Annotated in this window: 14 protein-coding genes; 2 read left to right on the top strand and 12 right to left on the bottom strand. The window is 32.8% G+C overall.

Annotation, left to right across the window (positions count from 1 at the left end; genetic code table 11):
* The first annotated feature begins 49 nt into the window (after positions 1-49).
* Together ABFV83_RS19550 and glf are read left to right on the top strand one after the other, a co-directional pair.
* Positions 50-970 (top strand): sugar phosphate nucleotidyltransferase, encoded by a 921-nt coding sequence (locus ABFV83_RS19550; protein ID WP_349946266.1) that lies wholly within the window; start codon positions 50-52, stop codon positions 968-970.
* 50 nt (positions 971-1,020) lie between these two features.
* Entirely contained in the window at positions 1,021-2,130 is a 1,110-nt protein-coding gene (gene glf, locus ABFV83_RS19545; protein WP_349946265.1) for a UDP-galactopyranose mutase, read from the top strand.
* A gap of 189 nt (positions 2,131-2,319) precedes the next feature.
* Here the strand turns inward: glf and ABFV83_RS19540 are convergent, their stop codons facing one another.
* The 12 genes from ABFV83_RS19540 to ABFV83_RS19485 all read right to left on the bottom strand — a co-directional run bounded on the left by ABFV83_RS19540 (position 2,320) and on the right by ABFV83_RS19485 (position 18,610).
* On the bottom strand, positions 2,320-3,684 hold the full coding sequence (locus ABFV83_RS19540; protein ID WP_349946264.1) for a hypothetical protein: 1,365 nt from the start codon (positions 3,682-3,684) through the stop codon (positions 2,320-2,322).
* A 23-nt stretch (positions 3,685-3,707) separates the two neighbouring features.
* A complete protein-coding gene (locus tag ABFV83_RS19535) occupies positions 3,708-5,126 on the bottom strand; it encodes a sugar transferase (protein WP_349946262.1) in 1,419 nt (472 codons plus the stop codon).
* Between the two features lie 299 nt (positions 5,127-5,425).
* The gene (locus ABFV83_RS19530; protein WP_349946260.1) at positions 5,426-6,832 is read right to left on the bottom strand and encodes a polysaccharide biosynthesis C-terminal domain-containing protein; all 1,407 of its coding nucleotides are present in this window, start codon (positions 6,830-6,832) and stop codon (positions 5,426-5,428) included.
* A 3-nt stretch (positions 6,833-6,835) separates the two neighbouring features.
* Positions 6,836-7,954, bottom strand: coding sequence for a radical SAM protein (locus tag ABFV83_RS19525; RefSeq protein WP_349946259.1), 1,119 nt, complete (start codon positions 7,952-7,954; stop codon positions 6,836-6,838).
* Complete coding sequence (locus tag ABFV83_RS19520; RefSeq protein ID WP_349946257.1) at positions 7,902-9,041, bottom strand: polysaccharide pyruvyl transferase family protein; 1,140 nt, start codon at positions 9,039-9,041, stop codon at positions 7,902-7,904. The genes ABFV83_RS19525 and ABFV83_RS19520 overlap by 53 nt, the downstream gene beginning before the upstream one ends.
* Positions 9,034-10,119: an SGNH/GDSL hydrolase family protein gene (locus tag ABFV83_RS19515; RefSeq protein WP_349946255.1), complete on the bottom strand. Its 1,086-nt coding sequence runs from the start codon at positions 10,117-10,119 to the stop codon at positions 9,034-9,036. The genes ABFV83_RS19520 and ABFV83_RS19515 overlap by 8 nt, the downstream gene beginning before the upstream one ends.
* A gap of 15 nt (positions 10,120-10,134) precedes the next feature.
* Entirely contained in the window at positions 10,135-11,169 is a 1,035-nt protein-coding gene (locus tag ABFV83_RS19510; protein WP_349946253.1) for an EpsG family protein, read from the bottom strand.
* Positions 11,170-11,279: 110 nt separating this feature from the next.
* Positions 11,280-12,245 (bottom strand): glycosyltransferase family 2 protein, encoded by a 966-nt coding sequence (locus ABFV83_RS19505; RefSeq protein ID WP_349946251.1) that lies wholly within the window; start codon positions 12,243-12,245, stop codon positions 11,280-11,282.
* Positions 12,246-12,265: 20 nt separating this feature from the next.
* Positions 12,266-13,270 carry a glycosyltransferase family 8 protein gene (locus ABFV83_RS19500; RefSeq protein ID WP_349946250.1) on the bottom strand — a complete coding sequence of 335 codons (1,005 nt, stop codon included), beginning with the start codon at positions 13,268-13,270 and terminating at the stop codon, positions 12,266-12,268.
* Positions 13,271-13,275: 5 nt separating this feature from the next.
* Entirely contained in the window at positions 13,276-13,836 is a 561-nt protein-coding gene (gene rfbC / locus ABFV83_RS19495) for a dTDP-4-dehydrorhamnose 3,5-epimerase (protein WP_349946248.1), read from the bottom strand.
* 417 nt (positions 13,837-14,253) lie between these two features.
* Positions 14,254-16,104: a DUF4422 domain-containing protein gene (locus ABFV83_RS19490; RefSeq protein WP_349946247.1), complete on the bottom strand. Its 1,851-nt coding sequence runs from the start codon at positions 16,102-16,104 to the stop codon at positions 14,254-14,256.
* 31 nt (positions 16,105-16,135) lie between these two features.
* Complete coding sequence (locus ABFV83_RS19485) at positions 16,136-18,610, bottom strand: hypothetical protein (protein ID WP_349946246.1); 2,475 nt, start codon at positions 18,608-18,610, stop codon at positions 16,136-16,138.
* Positions 18,611-18,639: the final 29 nt, after the last annotated feature.

Genomic DNA, 18,639 nt, shown 5'->3' with positions numbered 1-18,639 from the left:
GGCACATGCTATTCTATAACAATATTAATATATACAGGGAGAATAAATCATGCAGGAAACATCACTAGTAATTATGGCTGCCGGTATCGGAAGCAGATTTGGAGGGGGAATCAAACAGTTAGAGCCGGTAGGCCCCAGCAATGAAATCATCATGGATTATTCCATACACGATGCGCTTGAAGCCGGCTTTAACAAAATTGTTTTTATTATCAGAAAAGATCTGGAAAAAGATTTTAAGGAAATAATAGGGAGGCGAATTGAACAGATCGCACCGGTTAAATATGCGTACCAGGAGCTGGATGATCTCCCGTCTGGTTACACCAAACCTAACAATCGTTTGAAGCCATGGGGGACAGGACAAGCAATCCTGTGTGCCAAAGATGTCATTCACGAACCATTTGTTGTGATCAATGCAGATGACTATTACGGTAAGGAAGGATTTTTAAAAATTCACGAATATCTTGTAAATGAGATGAATCCACTTTCCGTTCCTTTTGACATCTGCATGAGCGGATTTATTTTAGGCAATACCCTAAGCGATAACGGAGGAGTTACCCGGGGCATATGCAAGGTGGATGAGAACGGAACCTTAGAAGAAGTAACAGAAACCTACGAAATCAACCGTCGTACAGATTTCGCAGAGGGACGGGATGAATATGGAAACTTAATAAAAATTTCCCTGGAACAGAATGTGTCCATGAATATGTGGGGACTTTCCCCTGCCTTTATAAAAGAACTGGAAAGAGACTTTCCCCAATTTTTAGATGAATTAAAAGAAGGCGATGAAAAAAAGGAATATTTACTTCCTAAAATCATAGACAAGCTTGTCCGTTCCGGAAAAGCACGGGTCCGGGTTCTTGAATCCAAAGATAAATGGTTTGGCGTAACCTATAAAGAAGATAAAGCAGCCGTATCCGCAGCAATAAAAAAACTAGTTTCAGAAGGAGTTTATCCTAAAAAGTTATTTTAGTAATATCACAATAAAAAAGTGTTATATAACAGGAACAGGAGAATAAAACCATGAAAAAATACGATTATGTTCTGGTAGGCAGCGGCCTGTACTCCGGCGTATTTGCTTATCTGGCCGGAAAAAAGGGCAAAAAATGCCTGGTACTTGAAAAAAGGGACCATATGGGCGGCAATATTTACTGTGAGGAAACAGAAGGGATCCATGTACACCGCTACGGCGCCCATATTTTTCACACCAGCAACCGGCAGGTGTGGCAGTTCGTAAATGAGCTGGCAGAATTTAACCGCTATACCAATAGTCCCGTTGCCAACTATAAGGGAGAGATGTACAATCTCCCCTTTAATATGAATACCTTCAGCAAGATGTGGGGCATATCTACTCCAGCCCAGGCCATGGCAAAAATTGAAGAGCAGAAAGCCTCTGTTTCTGGAGAACCCCGGAATCTGGAGGAACAGGCTGTAAGCCTTGTGGGAACGGATATTTATGAGAAATTGGTAAAGGGATATACGGAAAAGCAGTGGGGAAGAGACTGTAAAGAACTTCCTGCCTTTATCATCAGGCGACTTCCTGTCCGTTTTACCTATGACAACAATTATTTCAACGATCTATACCAGGGAATACCCATTGGAGGCTACAACGTGATCATTGAAAAGTTGTTTGAGGGCTGTGATGTGAAACTTGACACAGATTACCTGGAAGACCGGGAAACCTATGATGAACTAGGAGAAAAGGTGATATATACGGGAATGATCGATGCCTTTTACGGATATCAATTTGGAAAGCTAGAATATAGAAGCCTAAAGTTTGAAACAGAGATCCTGGGCACGAACAACTACCAGGGAGTTGCAGTGGTTAATTACACGGACAGGGAAACGCCTTATACCCGTATCATCGAGCACAAACATTTCGAATTCGGTACCCAGCCTAAAACGGTCATTACCAGAGAATATTCGGTCGCATGGAGCGAGGGCATGGAGCCTTATTATCCAGTGAACGATGGACGGAATCAGGAATTGTTTCAGAAATATGCAGACCTGGCAGAAAAAGAGCCCAAAGTGATATTTGGGGGACGTTTAGGTGAATATAAATACTATGACATGGATAAGGTCATTGAATCAGCCATGAAAATGGCTGAAAAAGAATTGTCTCAGATTCATTAATAAAAATGATGAACCCTGTTGAGTATGGTGTTTCTTCCAAAATGGGGTTGAATAAGCGAAGCTGTTTCTCATCTATTCTATGAAGATGTGTTGACAGAATGAGTGATTAACCGGTTCCGCCAAATTTTATAATGAAGGCGGAACCGATTATCAAATTTATATCTTTTTATAACGTCTTATTAAATCAGATTAAAGAATAATGCATCCTATTATTTTTTTGTTCAAATCATAAATGGTTTCTAATTCATCTTCAATATCTTTATATTTTGAAACCCCGCATTTTTCAACTAAGATCACGCCATCTGCAGCAGGAAGTGCGATCAGGGTTTCAGGATTCCGGTTCATATCCGCTCTCACTTCAAAGCTCACTCCTGGGAAGCTATCCTTAAGCTCCGTCTCAATGCTCCTTAATATATCCAGTTCCGCTGTCCCTGTCAACAGCACTGTCCGTTCCTTTTCCATATAAATTGAAATATTCGCAATAATCCTCTTTAAGACATCTTCTCTGGAAACAGACTCTTTTCCTTCTAGCTTCTCAAACCAGGCATCAATTCCCAAGTTTTTTTTCTCTTTTCCTTCCTGAAAAAATGCACCCAAGATCTTTACCCCAAAACGGTTTTTAAATTCTTCTGCTGAATGCAATCTGGGATTTATTACATATATAACGCACCAGAAGAATGCTGTCAGAAATCCGCCAAGAACTGCTCCCAAAATACCATATTTAGCTGCAGACTTGAGAACTCCTTTAAAAGACAGACCAGTTGGCGCCTGCGGCTCCTCCAGCTCATCTAAAGATAACTGAACTTCTTTCAGACTTGTTTGCATCTCTGAGAAGCTATCCACTCTTTTATTCTGGCTTTCAGCCAGCTCCTGGTCCGCCACCATGCTGGTTTCACCATTCATAAGAATAACACGGTGGGGCCCCAGGCTGTCTTTCAATTCTGATTGCCTGGCATTGACACCTTCCAGAATATTGCCTAATATCTTCTGAGCTCCCTCACCATCTTTATAAGTGACGGAAACAGTAATCATATTTCCATCAATATTTTCCTCAATATTAATCAGTTCTCTTAAATACCTGGTCTCTATGTCATTTTCCTTTGAAGCTTCCTTAAGAGAGCTTTCACTTCTTAAAATGGAGGAATATGCTTTTACCAGGCTATCTGCCGGGTCGACCATGGTAATTACACCTTTTTCTTCATTTATTTTCAAAAACAAATCCATTTTCGCCACCCATTTATTATATGGGTCTAGCTTAAATAAAACAGAATTCTTTTCATACTTTTCTTCATAATCAATGTTTTGAGTAAGAGTCTCTATATTTCTTTCATATCCTTCTTTCGTTACGCGGTAATTCATAAGGTCCGTGTCATAAGTCTCCTGTAACTCAGCCAAATACTGTTTATCCTGATATTTCAATGCCCCCTGGCCAAATTTACTGCCTCCCATTAAAACTGCCAAAACAACCGCAATAAACAAAACCGACCGCCATCTCTTTAATATGTGAAATATTAGATCTTTTAAATCTATTTCCTGTTCATATGTATTATTCATGCTGTGCTCCTTCGTATCTTTGTTTATCTGGATCCCTTACCGATCAATACTACCCAGACTGTCAATATCAGGATCTTTATATCCTTTAAAATTGACCAGTTGTCAATATACTGCATATCAAGCTTCACTACCTCATCAAAATCCTTAATATCACTTCTGCCGCTGATCTGCCACAATCCAGTCATACCAGGCGTCATACTTAGTCGACATTTATGCTTTGCCTCATATTGCTCATATTCATCAGCCGTCGGTGGCCGGGTCCCCACTAAACTCATATCTCCACGTAATACATTCCAAAACTGAGGAAGCTCATCAATACTGGTCTTTCGGATAAAGTTGCCTACCTTGGTTATTCTTGGATCATTTTCCAGCTTAAACATAAGTCCTTTCACTTCATTTTTTTTCATCAGTTCCTTTTTTCTTTGCTCCGCATCCTGATACATAGAGCGAAATTTATAAAACGTAAATTTCCGGCCATTTTTTCCGATTCTGGTCTGTCCAAAAAATACCGGGCCGGGAGATTCCATTTTTATTGCAGGGGCAACAAAAATCGCTGTAATCCCCAGTATGATAATGCCAACTATGCTTCCAGTAATATCCAACAGCCTTTTTGCAGCGATTTGTCTGGTAGAAAAAATATTTCTGGCAAAGGTGACCACAGAATATTTTCCAACACGGTTCAGTGCCTTTTCTCCCCCCTCAGTAATATCAAAAATATCTATATTTACATCTACAATAATTCCCATATTTCTCAGCACAGAAACCCATTGTTCCAATAGTTTGCCGGAAATTGCAGAGGTATCGTTAATAAAAACTTCATCCACGTTATGGTGAACAACATAATCGATCAGAGTATCTTTGTCTGCAACAACGGGCATGCCGCATATCGCTTCTCCCACTAAAGACTGGTCTGTTAAAGCAATACCTGTCAGTATCCGACTCCACTCATTATATTCGATGACATTTTTAATTACATCTTCTATTTTTTCCATAGTAGTCACAACAAGAAGCCTATTGCTGTATTTACTGGTTTTATAGATTTTTATCATAAAAAGCTTGAATGAGATTCTGCCAATGAATATTAATATTACGCTTAAAATAATAAAATATCCATAAACTAACCTGGATAATTCACTACTCCTATGAAGCAAAAATAATGTCACAACCCAGAAAATAGAAAGCATTGACTGCCCCCGGATTACTGATGTAATTTCTTCAAAGTAACCCCTTCGAAAAAAATGCCTTGTGGTATCAGTAATAAATACAACTGATCCATATAATAGGGTGATGATAATTACCTGCCATAGACTATCTCTGTTTCTATAAATACCCAAAAACAAACCATAGCGGATTACAAAGGCTAGACAAATGCTTATCCATATGCAGATAATATCTATTAATAATATTAGTATGTTTTCAATCGTTTTTCTCTTTTGATACATAAGTGTTCCCCTTAAGGTCATGATAAGAAAATTATATTATAAATTATCTTATAAGTAAACATGAAGCATGATAATTTCCTTTTTATTGATAAAATAGTAAATTTTATTGAGTTTGCAGCGTTACATAATCTTTGTAGATTAATGAAAATATCAACTAAAGTCCAATTTACCTTTATTACATCGAACAATTCATTCCGTTTAACAAACAAACCATGCCACAACCTCTAGTAGATCAATAGAACTAGCCCTCAGTGTTCCATTCACAACCGTAAATATGAGTAATCACTTCAGTGATATTATTATATATTTTTAACCACTTTGTTTACAACTTGCATTATTTCTTTTTTATAATATATAAAGTTAAAAACAAATACAAGTATAGCAATAAAGCATGCAATAACTATGCCTGAAATATTTTCTTTAGTAAGAAGAATAACTTGAATAGATAAAGCCGCTAATCCTGAAATTATAATTTTCCAATCATATCTAATATTTACAAATTTTTTAACATCTATAACCCGATACAAAGCTTGAGAAATATAACATAATAAGCTTGCTATACAAATCCCCCATATACCATATTTATTTACAGTTAATAGACAGACTACAACGTTAACAATCGACCCTATCAACATACTTGGCACAGCCCTTTTTGTATATTTGTATGTAGTATACATTGTTTTTAAAAAACAAAACAAGCAATCAATTATAGCAATGAATAAAATAAGCGGTAAAAATTCTTTTGCTGCATAAAATTCATATTTTAATGTTATTTTTGCAAGCAAAGGCGAAAAACATAAAATAACAGAGCCAAACATAACTATACTTGCTGCATATAATCTAAATATATTTGAAAAATAATTCTCTTTATCTAAACTTTCGTATTCTCTTGATGTATTTAGTTGAAATGCTGCATAAAAAGCTTGCTGTAGCATATTAATTACGGATGCCATTTTTATTACAGCTGCATATACACCTGCAGTTGATACATCTGTATTCCATAATAGTATATATCGGCCAGACATTGTTGTAATCCAATAGCCTACATTGTAGATAATTAATGGCATGCTATATCTTAATAACTCTCTTGTAATCAGATTTGTTTTTATATTAAATCTTATTTCTTTATATAAGCCACCTCCAATCAACAAAAAAAGCATTGAGAAAATATATGAAAAGGCAATAGCTAATAAGTAGCCTTTCACATCCCATCTGAAATATACAAGAAATAAGACACTAAATAAGGCTAAAAAAAACGCATTAACTATTCCACTAATTGCAAACAATTTACTATATCCTTTTCCTCTAGCATAATATGCTATCAGCATACGAAACGAATACGCATAAAGAATTAGATATAGGTAAAATGCATATTTATAATGCAATACAAAATGTAAAAAAAATACAAGTATTGCCCCAAATAATGAAGATAAGAAAAGAACTTTTATACTTGAGGTAACTATTTCTTCCTTAGAATATTTAGAGCCTATAACATACCTAAATACAGCTTCATATATACACAAAGTAACAATCGGAAACAATAATTCCGACATATTATTTGTTAACTCGGCAACCCCATATGCTTCAGTCGTCATATAGGTCGTGTATAAAGGCATTAATACAAATTGAACAAGTTTAGTTAATACTGTACCAACAGTAAATACTGCCATATCATTGACTAGTCTCATATATTTATTCTTTAACATTCTCTATTTATCAATCCTCTTCATATAGTTTTGCAATCTTCTAACATTATTTTTATAGTCACGTAAAAACCATTTTATTAATCTAAATGGATAAGAAATAGTGTGAGTGAATTTATCAAATTTTGTATACTCTTTATTCGATTCCCATAATCTAGAACTAAAAAACTCTTTACAGCCTGAAGTTAACCACTCCTCTCCACCATCACATTTTCTATTTCTCATCGAACAATATGTAGGAGTCCTTAATTCTGGTATTATTCCCCACGTCATATGTGCATGTGCATTCGTACAATATGGTTGTGTGCAAGTATATCCTACCGGCACAAACTTAATAGGTTTATCTGGATTTTTAAATAGGTTCTGGTTATATGGTTGCCAATAACATGGTTGGGATTCTCCAGTATACATATTTACGAACAAACTCCAAGATCCCGCATAACAGAATTCTTTTCTTTTAATACCAATAACCTTTAATTTGAAATCCATCATATCTGAATCTAAAGATTTCCAAACTGCTCTAAACTCCGCATTACTATGTTTAGATAATAATCCTTTGTCTTTTCTTTTATCATTTCTACCAATAGTCGCCTGACAGACAGCCCCTACATTTTTTTTACAAACCGCTTTTATATCTTCTATATCTTTCTCAATTTCATCGTATGCCATTAATTCTAGGGAAAATGAAGCTCCCGCATTATGAATAGCTTTTACATTATCAAAAAATTTATCCATTATATTTAAACGCTTTAATTCCTTATAATGAAATGAAATTTTAAAAAACAGACGTGATAACCATTCTTCAGGATATTCTAATACTTTATTAATATGTTTTGTCACCGTTCCATTTGTCACAACTTCAACATAATGTCCTTCTTGTAAAAGAGCACCTATCAATTCTACAATATCTGGTTGAAGCATAGTTTCACCATTTCCCGTTAGATTAATCAGCGAAATCCCACCCAGCCTTTCTTTGGATAAACATTTAGAGATATGCTTAGGTGAAAATTTAAGAGACGTTGGTTCATCCCATGCTTCTACCTGTGATATATAGCAATACTCACATTTTAGATTACACTTTTGATTCGGTATTAATCCCAACACAAGTCGCTTTATTTTTGCCATTTAATATTTCCTCCTTTAGGCAATCAAATTCTGATTTATATGTAATTTCACAATCAACTTTATTGTAAATTACACTTTTTATAAATGCATTCAATTTCTCTTCATCAACTTCATTGAGAATAGTAAAGATATGAGGGCAATTTTTTAACCATTCCTTATGAACACCAGAAACTTTTTGTGTCTTGTTATCCAAAACAATACATGGAGTATCTGTCAAAAAGGAAAAAATCATGCCGTGCAATCTATCCGTAAAAATTATCTTTCTTTTGGAGAACTCCATTAAACGATTATGTACAGTTTCTTCTCTTATCGAAAATGGAACCCTCTTTTTAGACATTGTATCTATTTTCTCAGTAATTAAATCATTCTTTTTCAACAGCTTCAGAACAATTTGCTCTACCTCATTACTTCTACTAGTTTCTCTGTCTGCTCTAAGACAAATTCCCGCAATATTTTTTCGATCTTCATTTGGGATTCTTGGTGCTTTGTTATAATAAGCTAATGCTATATCCGGAACCAAAAAAGTACATACTCCAAAATTATTAACAGCAAAATCATATGATTGTCTATCTCTTACAAATAAAGTTAAATTATCGCACTTTAATAATGCATTCCTAGAAGATCTTATTAGTTCAGAATATGGTAGCATATTTTTATCATAATAGATAGTTTGTGGAAAAATTATTATTCTGTTTTTTTGAAAAGTAGAGAGCATATCTTGAATTAGTAACTCTTCAACAGGCCAAAGGTTCCCCATCCAGCCTCCACCGTTTATAAATATGACAGAATTACTAGAAATAGCGCTCTCCAACCGTTTCTTGTATAATTGATACATCTCGGTAGGAATCTCAATCACCTTTTTATCAAAACCAATTTTGCTTATATAATATCTTTCCGCTAAAGTAATTAAATGATCACCTAAGTTAGTATGTATTGGAGTCCCTATAATAAATGCACAAGAATTCTGTTCTATTTCTATCTCTTTTATTAATTTAGAATAGTAAAAGATATCCGATTTCATTTTTATTTGCAAAATAATGTTCGCCGGCAATATTAACTTCATTAACTTTTTAATTTCTTCAATCATAAAGTCCTCTTTTCCAAATAACATCACAAATACATTCTGCTATTAACATCATTCCTATATCATTCGGGTGTCTATCATCAACAAAATAGTCATCCTTACAGCTCGGAAAGATGTTATTTCCATATACTATCTCTACATTATAATCTCCGTTATTTATAGCACGCTCAAATGTTTCTTTAACAATAGCTATTCTTTGACGTTCTTCTGACAAAGTTATTGATAGACCACCTGAAAACCTCGTCATCATTATAATTAAACTATTTTGATTGTATTTTCTAAAAATTTCATATACATTATAATGGGTTTTCTTTAACTCTTCAACAGTGACATTATGATCATATTCCATAATAATTACTTTAGAATTTATAGATGCAATATAATTAATTAATTCTTCCTCCCCTTTTGCAGATTCCGAAAATCCCATATTAACTATGTCACACTTTAATTTCCTTGCAATAATATTTCCATACGACATAGATGGCCTTGATGCTGCACTTCCTTGAGATATACTAGAACCATAAATCAAAATTGAATCATTATATGAATTAGTTACCATATTTAATTTATAATCGTGGTCTACTCCAACTAAAATACGTTCTATCTGTGCAAAAGGCGGTAGAAATAACTCAACTTGCTTATCTCCCTTTTGCAAATCTAATTCGCATTCAGCTATCATTTCAATATTAGATAATGGAGATATACACGTTATCCATTTATATGATGAGTCATTTTTGACATAAACATCCACACCACTTATTCCTTTAATTGACATATGATTAAATACACTTTTTTTCTTATATAGTATTTTTATATTTACAATACTTGATGCTGTTACAAAACCGAGTTTTAATCCTGCTGAATATTGACTATTAACCCAAATACCTTTAGAGTATTGTTTAGTAATGCTTTCTGGAAGTCTCTTAAAACTTTTGAATAATCTATCACTATCTAATTCATAATAATTTAAATTATTATTTTTATTAATTCTATTTTTATCAATTCTATTTTTATTAATTCTATAAGATATTTTCTGACCAACTTTACTAAATACTTTATATACTATATACATAATTTTCATAATAATTTAAATCTCCTATTTTCCAAAAAAAGTATATGGTACCACACCATTATGGTTTTCTAGTAAAGAAAAGATACTATAAGCTCCTAACACCACTATAATTCCTGTCTGTAAAGCAAATTTCACTATACCCCTATATTTTTTTAAAGATGCTGGGATAAAACTGATAAATATAGCAATGTAAAACCAGAGCATTCTATTAATCAACTCATTTTTACAATTTAATATACCAAAAAAAGAACAAAAGATTACAGCCGGAAACATTTTACTATGAAACACATCTAATGAAATATTACTATTTTTATTTGTTAGCAACCACACGATACAAATACCCAATAAAAAAATGTAAACTAAAACTATACGTCCTCCGCCATTACTTACAAAGATTGAAAATGGTGACTCGCCCGTTACATACATGCTATATCTTGGAAACAAACGCAAAAATAAGGGGATGATTTTATTTAGTAATATTGAGGCCATAACACTTCCAATAGCCGAAACTATGAATATTAGTTGATTTTCCTTAAGCTTATTAGCTATAATAATACCAGCTATCGCAACAAGTGATATTAAACAAGTCGAATGGATCCCCAGTGCTATCAACACAAGTATCCACCCTTTTATAGATTTTATGTTATGTGTTAAATAAACTAAGGCATTTAATACAAGAACCAAAGCCATACACTGTCTATTACCATTCATACTACAATAAAATAAAGCAAGTCCCATCCAGCAGAACGTAGACATAACTACGTCATCTGACACTCGCATTATAAATACAAAAAGTCCAGTATTAACAAATAACGAAGAAAAAACTATCAGTATTTGTGGATTACTCGAAAAAGAACCTAATATTTTACAAATCAGAATATATATTGGTGCTGATAAGGGTGCTCTTGTTAACGCATTTTTATATGATCCTGAATTAATAATAATCCCATAAATCCTAGAATAAGGAGCAGTATCAACACCTACAGATAGCGCTCTTAACGACATTAAAAAAGTAAACATAGTAAACATAAGAAATAAATATAGTTGTATACCGCGCACCTTAAATTGGTTACCATATCTTAGATTTATTTTACAAACAGGCCCAAATACTATAACAGCAATTGTAAGTAGAATATAAATGCTAATCTTAATCACCACCTAATTATTAATTAAAATTTTTTTATAGCCAATCTGCTATTCCATACATTTCTAAGAATTGTACTTCCCCCAAAAGATAGTATGGCAGCTGCCTTTTCTCTAAATCTAACTGTTCTACATAGTAAAACTGTTTTTCGTGTTCTTTTTATATCTTTCCATAGTATAGGTGAAAAATTTTTATCAAAATTACTATTTTTAGAAATATCTAACAATAGATGAATTGCAATATTGAACGTCCTACATTTAGCTGCAACTATAATATCAGGATAGTTATCTTCACAAAATTTTTCAATATCGTGTGCCCACTGTATCGCATCTAATCTACTAGGATTAAAAATATGCATTATACTTTTTTGCTGTTGCCTATAGTAATATCCCTTAAGATTTGAATAAATGATTTTATTCGCTTTATTTAATAATCTATGACTAATAGCTAAATCCTCAGATAATTTTTTTAACGGAAAGCGGATATCTTCAAAGATATGTTTTTTGTATAATTTCCCTGGTGCACAGCAACTAAAAAGATTTTGATATAATGAAGCTTCTATTGCTTTTTTAGGAGACAGAGGAAAAACTTTCTCTTCTAAATTATCCTCAATCTCATCATTCATCTCTTCATCAATATAAATCATATCCATAACAGAAATATCTGCATTGTGCTTTTCACACATTTCTATACTATGTTTTATAAACGTTTTCGATAAATAATCATCGCTATCCAAAAATGTTATATACTCACCTTGCGCCACTTCTAAACCAGCATTTCTTGCAGATGATAAACCACCATTTGCTTTATGTATTACTGTAATTCTACTATCTTTCTTTAAATATTCATCACATACGTCTGCAGATCCATCTGTAGATCCATCGTTGACTAATATTATTTGTAAATCTGAATATATCTGGTCAATTACACTATCTATACTACGTTTTACATATTTTAGTTGATTATATATAGGTATAATTACTGTAACCATAATAAACACCTCCCATATAGTCAATAGATTTTGCCTAACTTTATTTTAGCCTTTAAAAAAATATATTTAGGATTTAATTCAGAGTGAATAATTCCTAATAATTTATTGGCTATTCTTCTAGGCAACATCTGTATAATCCTTATTATTTTTGATTCTTTTGTCTTAAATATAAAGTCATCTAATTTTTTATCGCTCCATGGACTCATCTGGTAATATCTTATAAAATAGTCCATATATGGGTGATTTGAATTATTATACCAAGGTCTTATTGTTAGCATATTTGTTGTATAATGTATAATTACCGGTTCACTTATTGCATTAATAATTTCTTTTTTTTCATAGTAATTTGTGGGCTTTCTTAATGTTTTAATTTCCTCATAAGTATAAACTGACATGATAGTCATCACATCATATTTTGGATCAAGAATCCCAATATATCCAGCAAAAGCACCATTTAATAAATCTTGATCTGCATAATTTATATATGCTATATATCTTTTTAAATAATTACTTAATACTTCATAAACGTTTACTTTTCTTAACTCATTCAAATCAATTAGTAATACTCCTGCGTTCACATATAGTGCATTATTAGATAAACCTATATTTTTTTTATATGAACTACCTATACAATCTTTAACTCCATAAAAGATATAGTGATGCATATCTATAGATTCTAGTTCCTTAATATCACTATTAATAATTGTATCACAGTCAAGATATAAAATTTTATCTAACCTATCAGGTAACAATTCCGCTGAAAACAATCGAGTGAAGGCACTAATCGGCCATCGCCTTGAAACTAATTCCTTCGGGATATCTAACATTGGGATATCAATAATGCTAATTATGCGATTATATTTTCCAGCAATATCTTTTAAAATATTTTTATTTACATCAGAAATATGATCACCTAATAAAAACACATTCAAATCATCATTCTCAGTATTATTTTGATAAAGAGATATTATTGAAATCCCCATTACCCAAATATAATTATCATCACATGTATATAAAACATTCATAATACTCACCTTTTCCCAAATATATCCACAAATGACTTATTATTCGCATCCTTTTCATTCATAATAGGCTTTGTCCGGTCCTTAAGAGGCCATTGAATACCTAATTCTTTTGAATCCCATGCTATTCCAATTTCATCATTGGGAACCCAATGTGTTGTAACCTTGAATAATACCTCTGCTGTGTTAGATTGGACATAGTACCCGTGCGCAAAACCCTCGGGAATATATAACTGTTTTCTATTTTCTGAATTCAGCTCAACTCCATACCATTTTGTATATGTTGAACTGCTCTTTCTCAAATCAACAACAACATCAAAAATACTTCCATTCAAAACTCTTATAAGCTTTGCCTGAGGATTGTTAATATTAACATGTAATCCTCGTAATACACTCCCAATATTGAAAACTTGATTATCTTGTACAAACTTGGAGGATAGCCCGACTGAATTTAATGCTTGCCCATTAAAGGTCTCCATAAACGTACCTTTATTATCTCTAATTATTTCTGGAATAATTAAAGTAAGTCCTTCAATTTTTCCTATATTTTCTTCGATTTGTATTCTCATATTAATCCATTCCTGTTCATTTATTTAATGCCTGCTAATCAGGTGCCGTCTAAGTGCCACCGGTACAGTATATATTTTTATCCGGTGTGTTTTCCGGATATTGAACCTTGATAATATCGTAATAGAAAATATACGCAAAAACATCTTCAGTTTCCCTTTAATGTTTATTACCAGTATGGGGAGTTGTTTGACCATGTATAAGCATGGTATATTGACAGTTAATTGAATGGCAGCCTTTTCGGCCACCATTTTTAGTACCTTTTTTACATTGTTAGCTCCTATTTTAAAGGAGAATCAGATGACATAACTAAACACAGCTCCTCTAATATATGTTGACCTTATTTTATCATAAGTTAGGTTGAATTGGGAGTAGTACGGGCGTTTTGGGTGTAAATACCTTTGAACCCTAATCATTTTTTAATTAAACATCTTTTTTAGAGAATAACAAAAAGTATAAATAACCCCATGGTCTTTCACACATTGAATTCCACCTCTTAATTGTTTCAGAATATACGGTCCTCTATTTATATCCTTATTATTATCATTTGAATATCCCTCAAAATAACCAATCAGCTTATGATAATATCCAGTTTCCGCTGCAAGGCTCCAATATTTATCAATAAAATCTTTTGACTCAAAACTCCAAATCAAGTCAGGAGAATAACTTAAAACCAATGGGTTTAACTTAGCCTTATTATATTCATTAAATATAAACAGCGGAACCTGTCTAATTAAATTGTTTTCCTTCATACTCTCTGTATAGTAAACACACAAACAAGCATCTAATACCTGCCTGTCCTCAAACAGCATATTGGCATATTCACTAAAATGTAATGGAACTTTAACTTCACTTATCCGCTGAAAAAGTGATTGCATTGTATATCTGGATCTGATTTTATCCAAATTCATATAAATTATGTCAGTATCAATGAGATCACAAATGTTATGAATGCCCAACTCCTTTTCTACAAACAGTTCATAGGAATCATCCAGCCCCTTAACTTTTCCAAGCATTCTAATATCTCTGCTTCCGGATATGCAGACAGGCTCTATTTCCATATTTATAATTTTTTCAAGTTCACATTGAAACAGGGTGTTCCAGTTAATACAAATAATCTGAGAATACTCCGTCAGTATCCAAGGAAGCAGCAAACGTGCATCCACTTTATTTGATTTTAAATCCTGTACATTACCAAATACACATTTGGTGTCAATAAAGCTTACTCGAATATTTTCATGATTCCCAAATAGCATTTTAAAGGTAACTGCATATCCGTCCGAAAGATTTCCATGTAAAATAATAACATCATATGGAATGTCATTTCTCACCCTGGCCAAAAAAGATTGAATGGTCACAGTAAATAAGTAAGGTTCTACCCCAACTATATTAAATACAATCGGCTTTTTACTGTCCGCCACCGGATATATAGGCTTGATATCTTTTGTATCTTCAAAATATATCAGCCGAACATTTGCCACACGCAACGATTTATCTGCCTTTTGCAAATGGAAAAAAAAGATACTTGATAAGATTTCCCCCATAAAACCATATATTCTGGTCATTTGCTGGTTGTATAGATTAAGATCAATCCTTTTCTCCAATTCTTCTAAGACCCCAAATTCAAATTCACATAAGCTATTAAACAACTCTTTTTTTAAAACAAAACAATTAAATCCCCAAAAATATGGGTTCCCCATATATACTTTGGCGTCATCACTATATTCCGGAAATAGATCATTAATTACTTCCAGTAATTTATTCAAATCGTCCTGGTTCATAAAAAGTCTATCGTGCCCTGCAAAATGATCGTATACATTTTTTTTCCTTCCCTTGGGAGTCGGCAACTTTCTCAGATCCTGTTGCATAGGAAGAATACAATCATATTGCTCTATAAATTTCTTTGTTAAGATTTCATCATCCAAATTATATTTTTTTACCGTATAGTCATTTAATACCTTAACACAAATTTGCTCTCTGATGTCCGGAGTCTCTGCCTGCACATTAGCAAACGACATAAATCTTCTATAATGGCAAAAGCCGTAATAATCCGCTTCAACATTTTTCCATGCCCAATATTGTGTTGTTAATTCACAGTACATTTTATTTTTTATAGATATATTATCACCAGTATTATCCATTACATAGTCGCCGTCTAATGGCTTTATTTGATAATGAGAGCCAGCAATTACATCTACTAAAAGACTATTTCTGACTCTGTAATCTTCTTTATTAGGTGTGTGAGTAACAAATATTTTTATTTCGCTCATTTCTAATATTCTCCTTGCATATCAGCCTTATTTATTCGCTGATTATTTGATAAATTATTGATGAAATTGCTATTTTTGATTTTCCAACAGCGAAGAGTAGAAACTCCATATTCGCACTATCTCCAATGTCCTGAACCATACTCACAGTCAATTGATTTTTATCATTAAATTCCTCTTTGTCTATACTTCTATAAGTCATTATATTTTGCCCATAATCACTTGATATTCTTGCTTTTGCCACTTCACCAACTCCAACATCCGTATCAAGCAGTGTTAATTCATATGTGACCTTTAATTTCCCTTTATAAATAGTCAGATATGGTCCATAAATCAAAGATTCTTCATTTCCGTTAACCTCTATGGCCTTTTTTCCATTTTCCAGGTATATTATAGGAAGCCGGTTTATTCTAGCAAGGCTTTTTAAGTTTACAGACTCGATTCCATCATAATATCTTTTTAAGTCAAAGCCCTGTCTTTCTATCTCACCTTTTAATTCTTCACTGCTTACAAACACATATTCCTTATTAGAAAGTAAGCTGCCATAATATTGATGATTATAAAGAAATTGATTAATATTTCCTTTTTTAGTAAATACTATAGCATTCTCGCCCTTCTGGGGCATCTTGCCCATAATTACAGAAACATTCTTCAACTTTCTCTCATAACAATAAGGAATGTCATCCACATAAACCGAATCTAACCGAATCCCCTGTGCCTTTATGTTTTCCACCAAATCAATTCCTTTTTCTATATCCTTCTGGTAATCCGTCTGCTTTTCAGTAATCATATATAGGATAAGACAAAAGCCTATACTAATTGTCAGTATGCTACCAGCCGTAAATAGCCGGTTTATAATTTTCACTTTACCAATATTTATTCCTGCACATGTTATTATGCCTGCCAAAATAATATAAAACAAAATAAAATATTTTTGTCTTTCGACTTCATAAAACTGATACATTGTCATCCAAGTACGTATAATGCGGCAGATTCTATAGCTGAAATATAATGCGGCAATAAATGCGCCTATCATTAAGCATTTATTTATTACTTTCTTCCAGCTTTCGGGCATCAATGAACTAGTTTCTGTACCATCGGACATCTCGTAGGACTTGCTTAGTCCATATAAAAGAAAGGGATTACACTCCAGCCACATAAGCTGAGGGTCGGAAATGCTGTGCACTGCAATCACAAACATGGACAGGCCGAACCAGACATCCTTCCTTTTTATCGCTTTATAATTCAGCTTTATAAAATAAATACATGCTAATATTAAGGCAATCATACCAAATTCTAAAAGAAACTGAACATAAGAGGAATCCACATAATTATAACTCTTATTTTCTATTTCATAAATAAATCCCCCACCCACCCATTCAATTTTATTCCCGAATAAGCCTATTCCATATTGTTTAATTCCTTCATACCCCAACTTCAACCTTCCGCTTAAAATGTTGTTTATCGTATTCATCCAAGATACATCTTTATTGTAGAAACTGGTTACTACAACAGATACAACTGCAAAAAATGGTATGGAACATAGATATACCCAATTTATCCATTTATGAGGTTTTGAAAAATAGACAGACACTTTTATTATAAAAGCACCAATCAATACCATACAGCCCATAGCAAATGCATTTTTCGTGTCAGTCAGTCTGAAAATGAGGACATTCACTATCATCAACAAAATCATTGATACAATACTTATCCTTTTTTTCTTCCAATACACATACATAAAAATCATATGCATATAAAGATTTGCTATATTTGTAGTATACTGATACCCCAAACTATACCGATAAGCTCCATTAGCACGAATATAGATTCTGTCCTCTACTATTCCGAAAAGACTGCTGGTAACCACAAAAACCATAAGATAAACATTGATAATAAAAGAATATTTAATAATCAGGTCAAAATCAACGTCTTTTGCAGCTAAAATAAACACCCACAAAACAACCATTGCCATATTTCCCGTTTTTAAATAAATTACATATTGTAAAACACTAATGACCGTAATTACACAAAATTCTTTTAAATCATATCGACATGCAGCCATATCTAATGCTATTTTTAATACAGCAATGAAAACACAGATCTTTTTTAAAAATAAAGTTAATCTCCACCAATCCCCAACAAGATTTAAAACACTGACTCCCAAGGTATTTTGAAAGAAAAAAATGCTCAGCGACATAAAAAACAGAAGATTCCCGCATCTTCTCAACATGTCCTTGTTGTTGATATTTAAATGAAAGTTTTTCAATTTAAAATCTTTGTAAAATACTTTTAGAGTTTGAATATTGGATCTGACAGTTTCAGAAATCCAGTCTGCACAATCATTCAATAATTTTAAAACATACAATTGCATGCTCCTGCAATGAGCAATCACATTGGAAAATAACTTGAGCAGTAAATTAAATTGCAAAAGTAAAACAGGCAATGACAATAGATCTATTTTTAATGAAATCCAATTTTTCTTATTAAAGTTAATGCTTTGCTTCATTTGTAATCACCTCACTTTACCCTTTTAGC

Origin of the sequence: Lacrimispora sp. BS-2, assembly GCF_040207125.1 — a bacterium.
Taxonomy (GTDB): Bacteria; Bacillota; Clostridia; order Lachnospirales; family Lachnospiraceae; genus Lacrimispora.
This window is presented reverse-complemented; position numbering and strand designations above follow the sequence as displayed.

What these genes read in the sequence shown, in the direction of transcription:
- ABFV83_RS19540 (WP_349946264.1), bottom strand. Translation starts at nt 3,684, where the DNA reads ATGAATAATACATATGAACAGGAAATAGATTTAAAAGATCTAATATTT.
- ABFV83_RS19535 (WP_349946262.1), bottom strand. Translation starts at nt 5,126, where the DNA reads ATGTATCAAAAGAGAAAAACGATTGAAAACATACTAATATTATTAATA.
- ABFV83_RS19505 (WP_349946251.1), bottom strand. Translation starts at nt 12,245, where the DNA reads ATGGTTACAGTAATTATACCTATATATAATCAACTAAAATATGTAAAA.
- ABFV83_RS19530 (WP_349946260.1), bottom strand. Translation starts at nt 6,832, where the DNA reads ATGTTAAAGAATAAATATATGAGACTAGTCAATGATATGGCAGTATTT.
- ABFV83_RS19515 (WP_349946255.1), bottom strand. Translation starts at nt 10,119, where the DNA reads ATGAAAATTATGTATATAGTATATAAAGTATTTAGTAAAGTTGGTCAG.
- ABFV83_RS19490 (WP_349946247.1), bottom strand. Translation starts at nt 16,104, where the DNA reads ATGAGCGAAATAAAAATATTTGTTACTCACACACCTAATAAAGAAGAT.
- ABFV83_RS19485 (WP_349946246.1), bottom strand. Translation starts at nt 18,610, where the DNA reads ATGAAGCAAAGCATTAACTTTAATAAGAAAAATTGGATTTCATTAAAA.
- rfbC (WP_349946248.1), bottom strand. Translation starts at nt 13,836, where the DNA reads ATGAGAATACAAATCGAAGAAAATATAGGAAAAATTGAAGGACTTACT.
- ABFV83_RS19500 (WP_349946250.1), bottom strand. Translation starts at nt 13,270, where the DNA reads ATGAATGTTTTATATACATGTGATGATAATTATATTTGGGTAATGGGG.
- ABFV83_RS19525 (WP_349946259.1), bottom strand. Translation starts at nt 7,954, where the DNA reads ATGGCAAAAATAAAGCGACTTGTGTTGGGATTAATACCGAATCAAAAG.
- ABFV83_RS19550 (WP_349946266.1), top strand. Translation starts at nt 50, where the DNA reads ATGCAGGAAACATCACTAGTAATTATGGCTGCCGGTATCGGAAGCAGA.
- ABFV83_RS19520 (WP_349946257.1), bottom strand. Translation starts at nt 9,041, where the DNA reads ATGATTGAAGAAATTAAAAAGTTAATGAAGTTAATATTGCCGGCGAAC.
- glf (WP_349946265.1), top strand. Translation starts at nt 1,021, where the DNA reads ATGAAAAAATACGATTATGTTCTGGTAGGCAGCGGCCTGTACTCCGGC.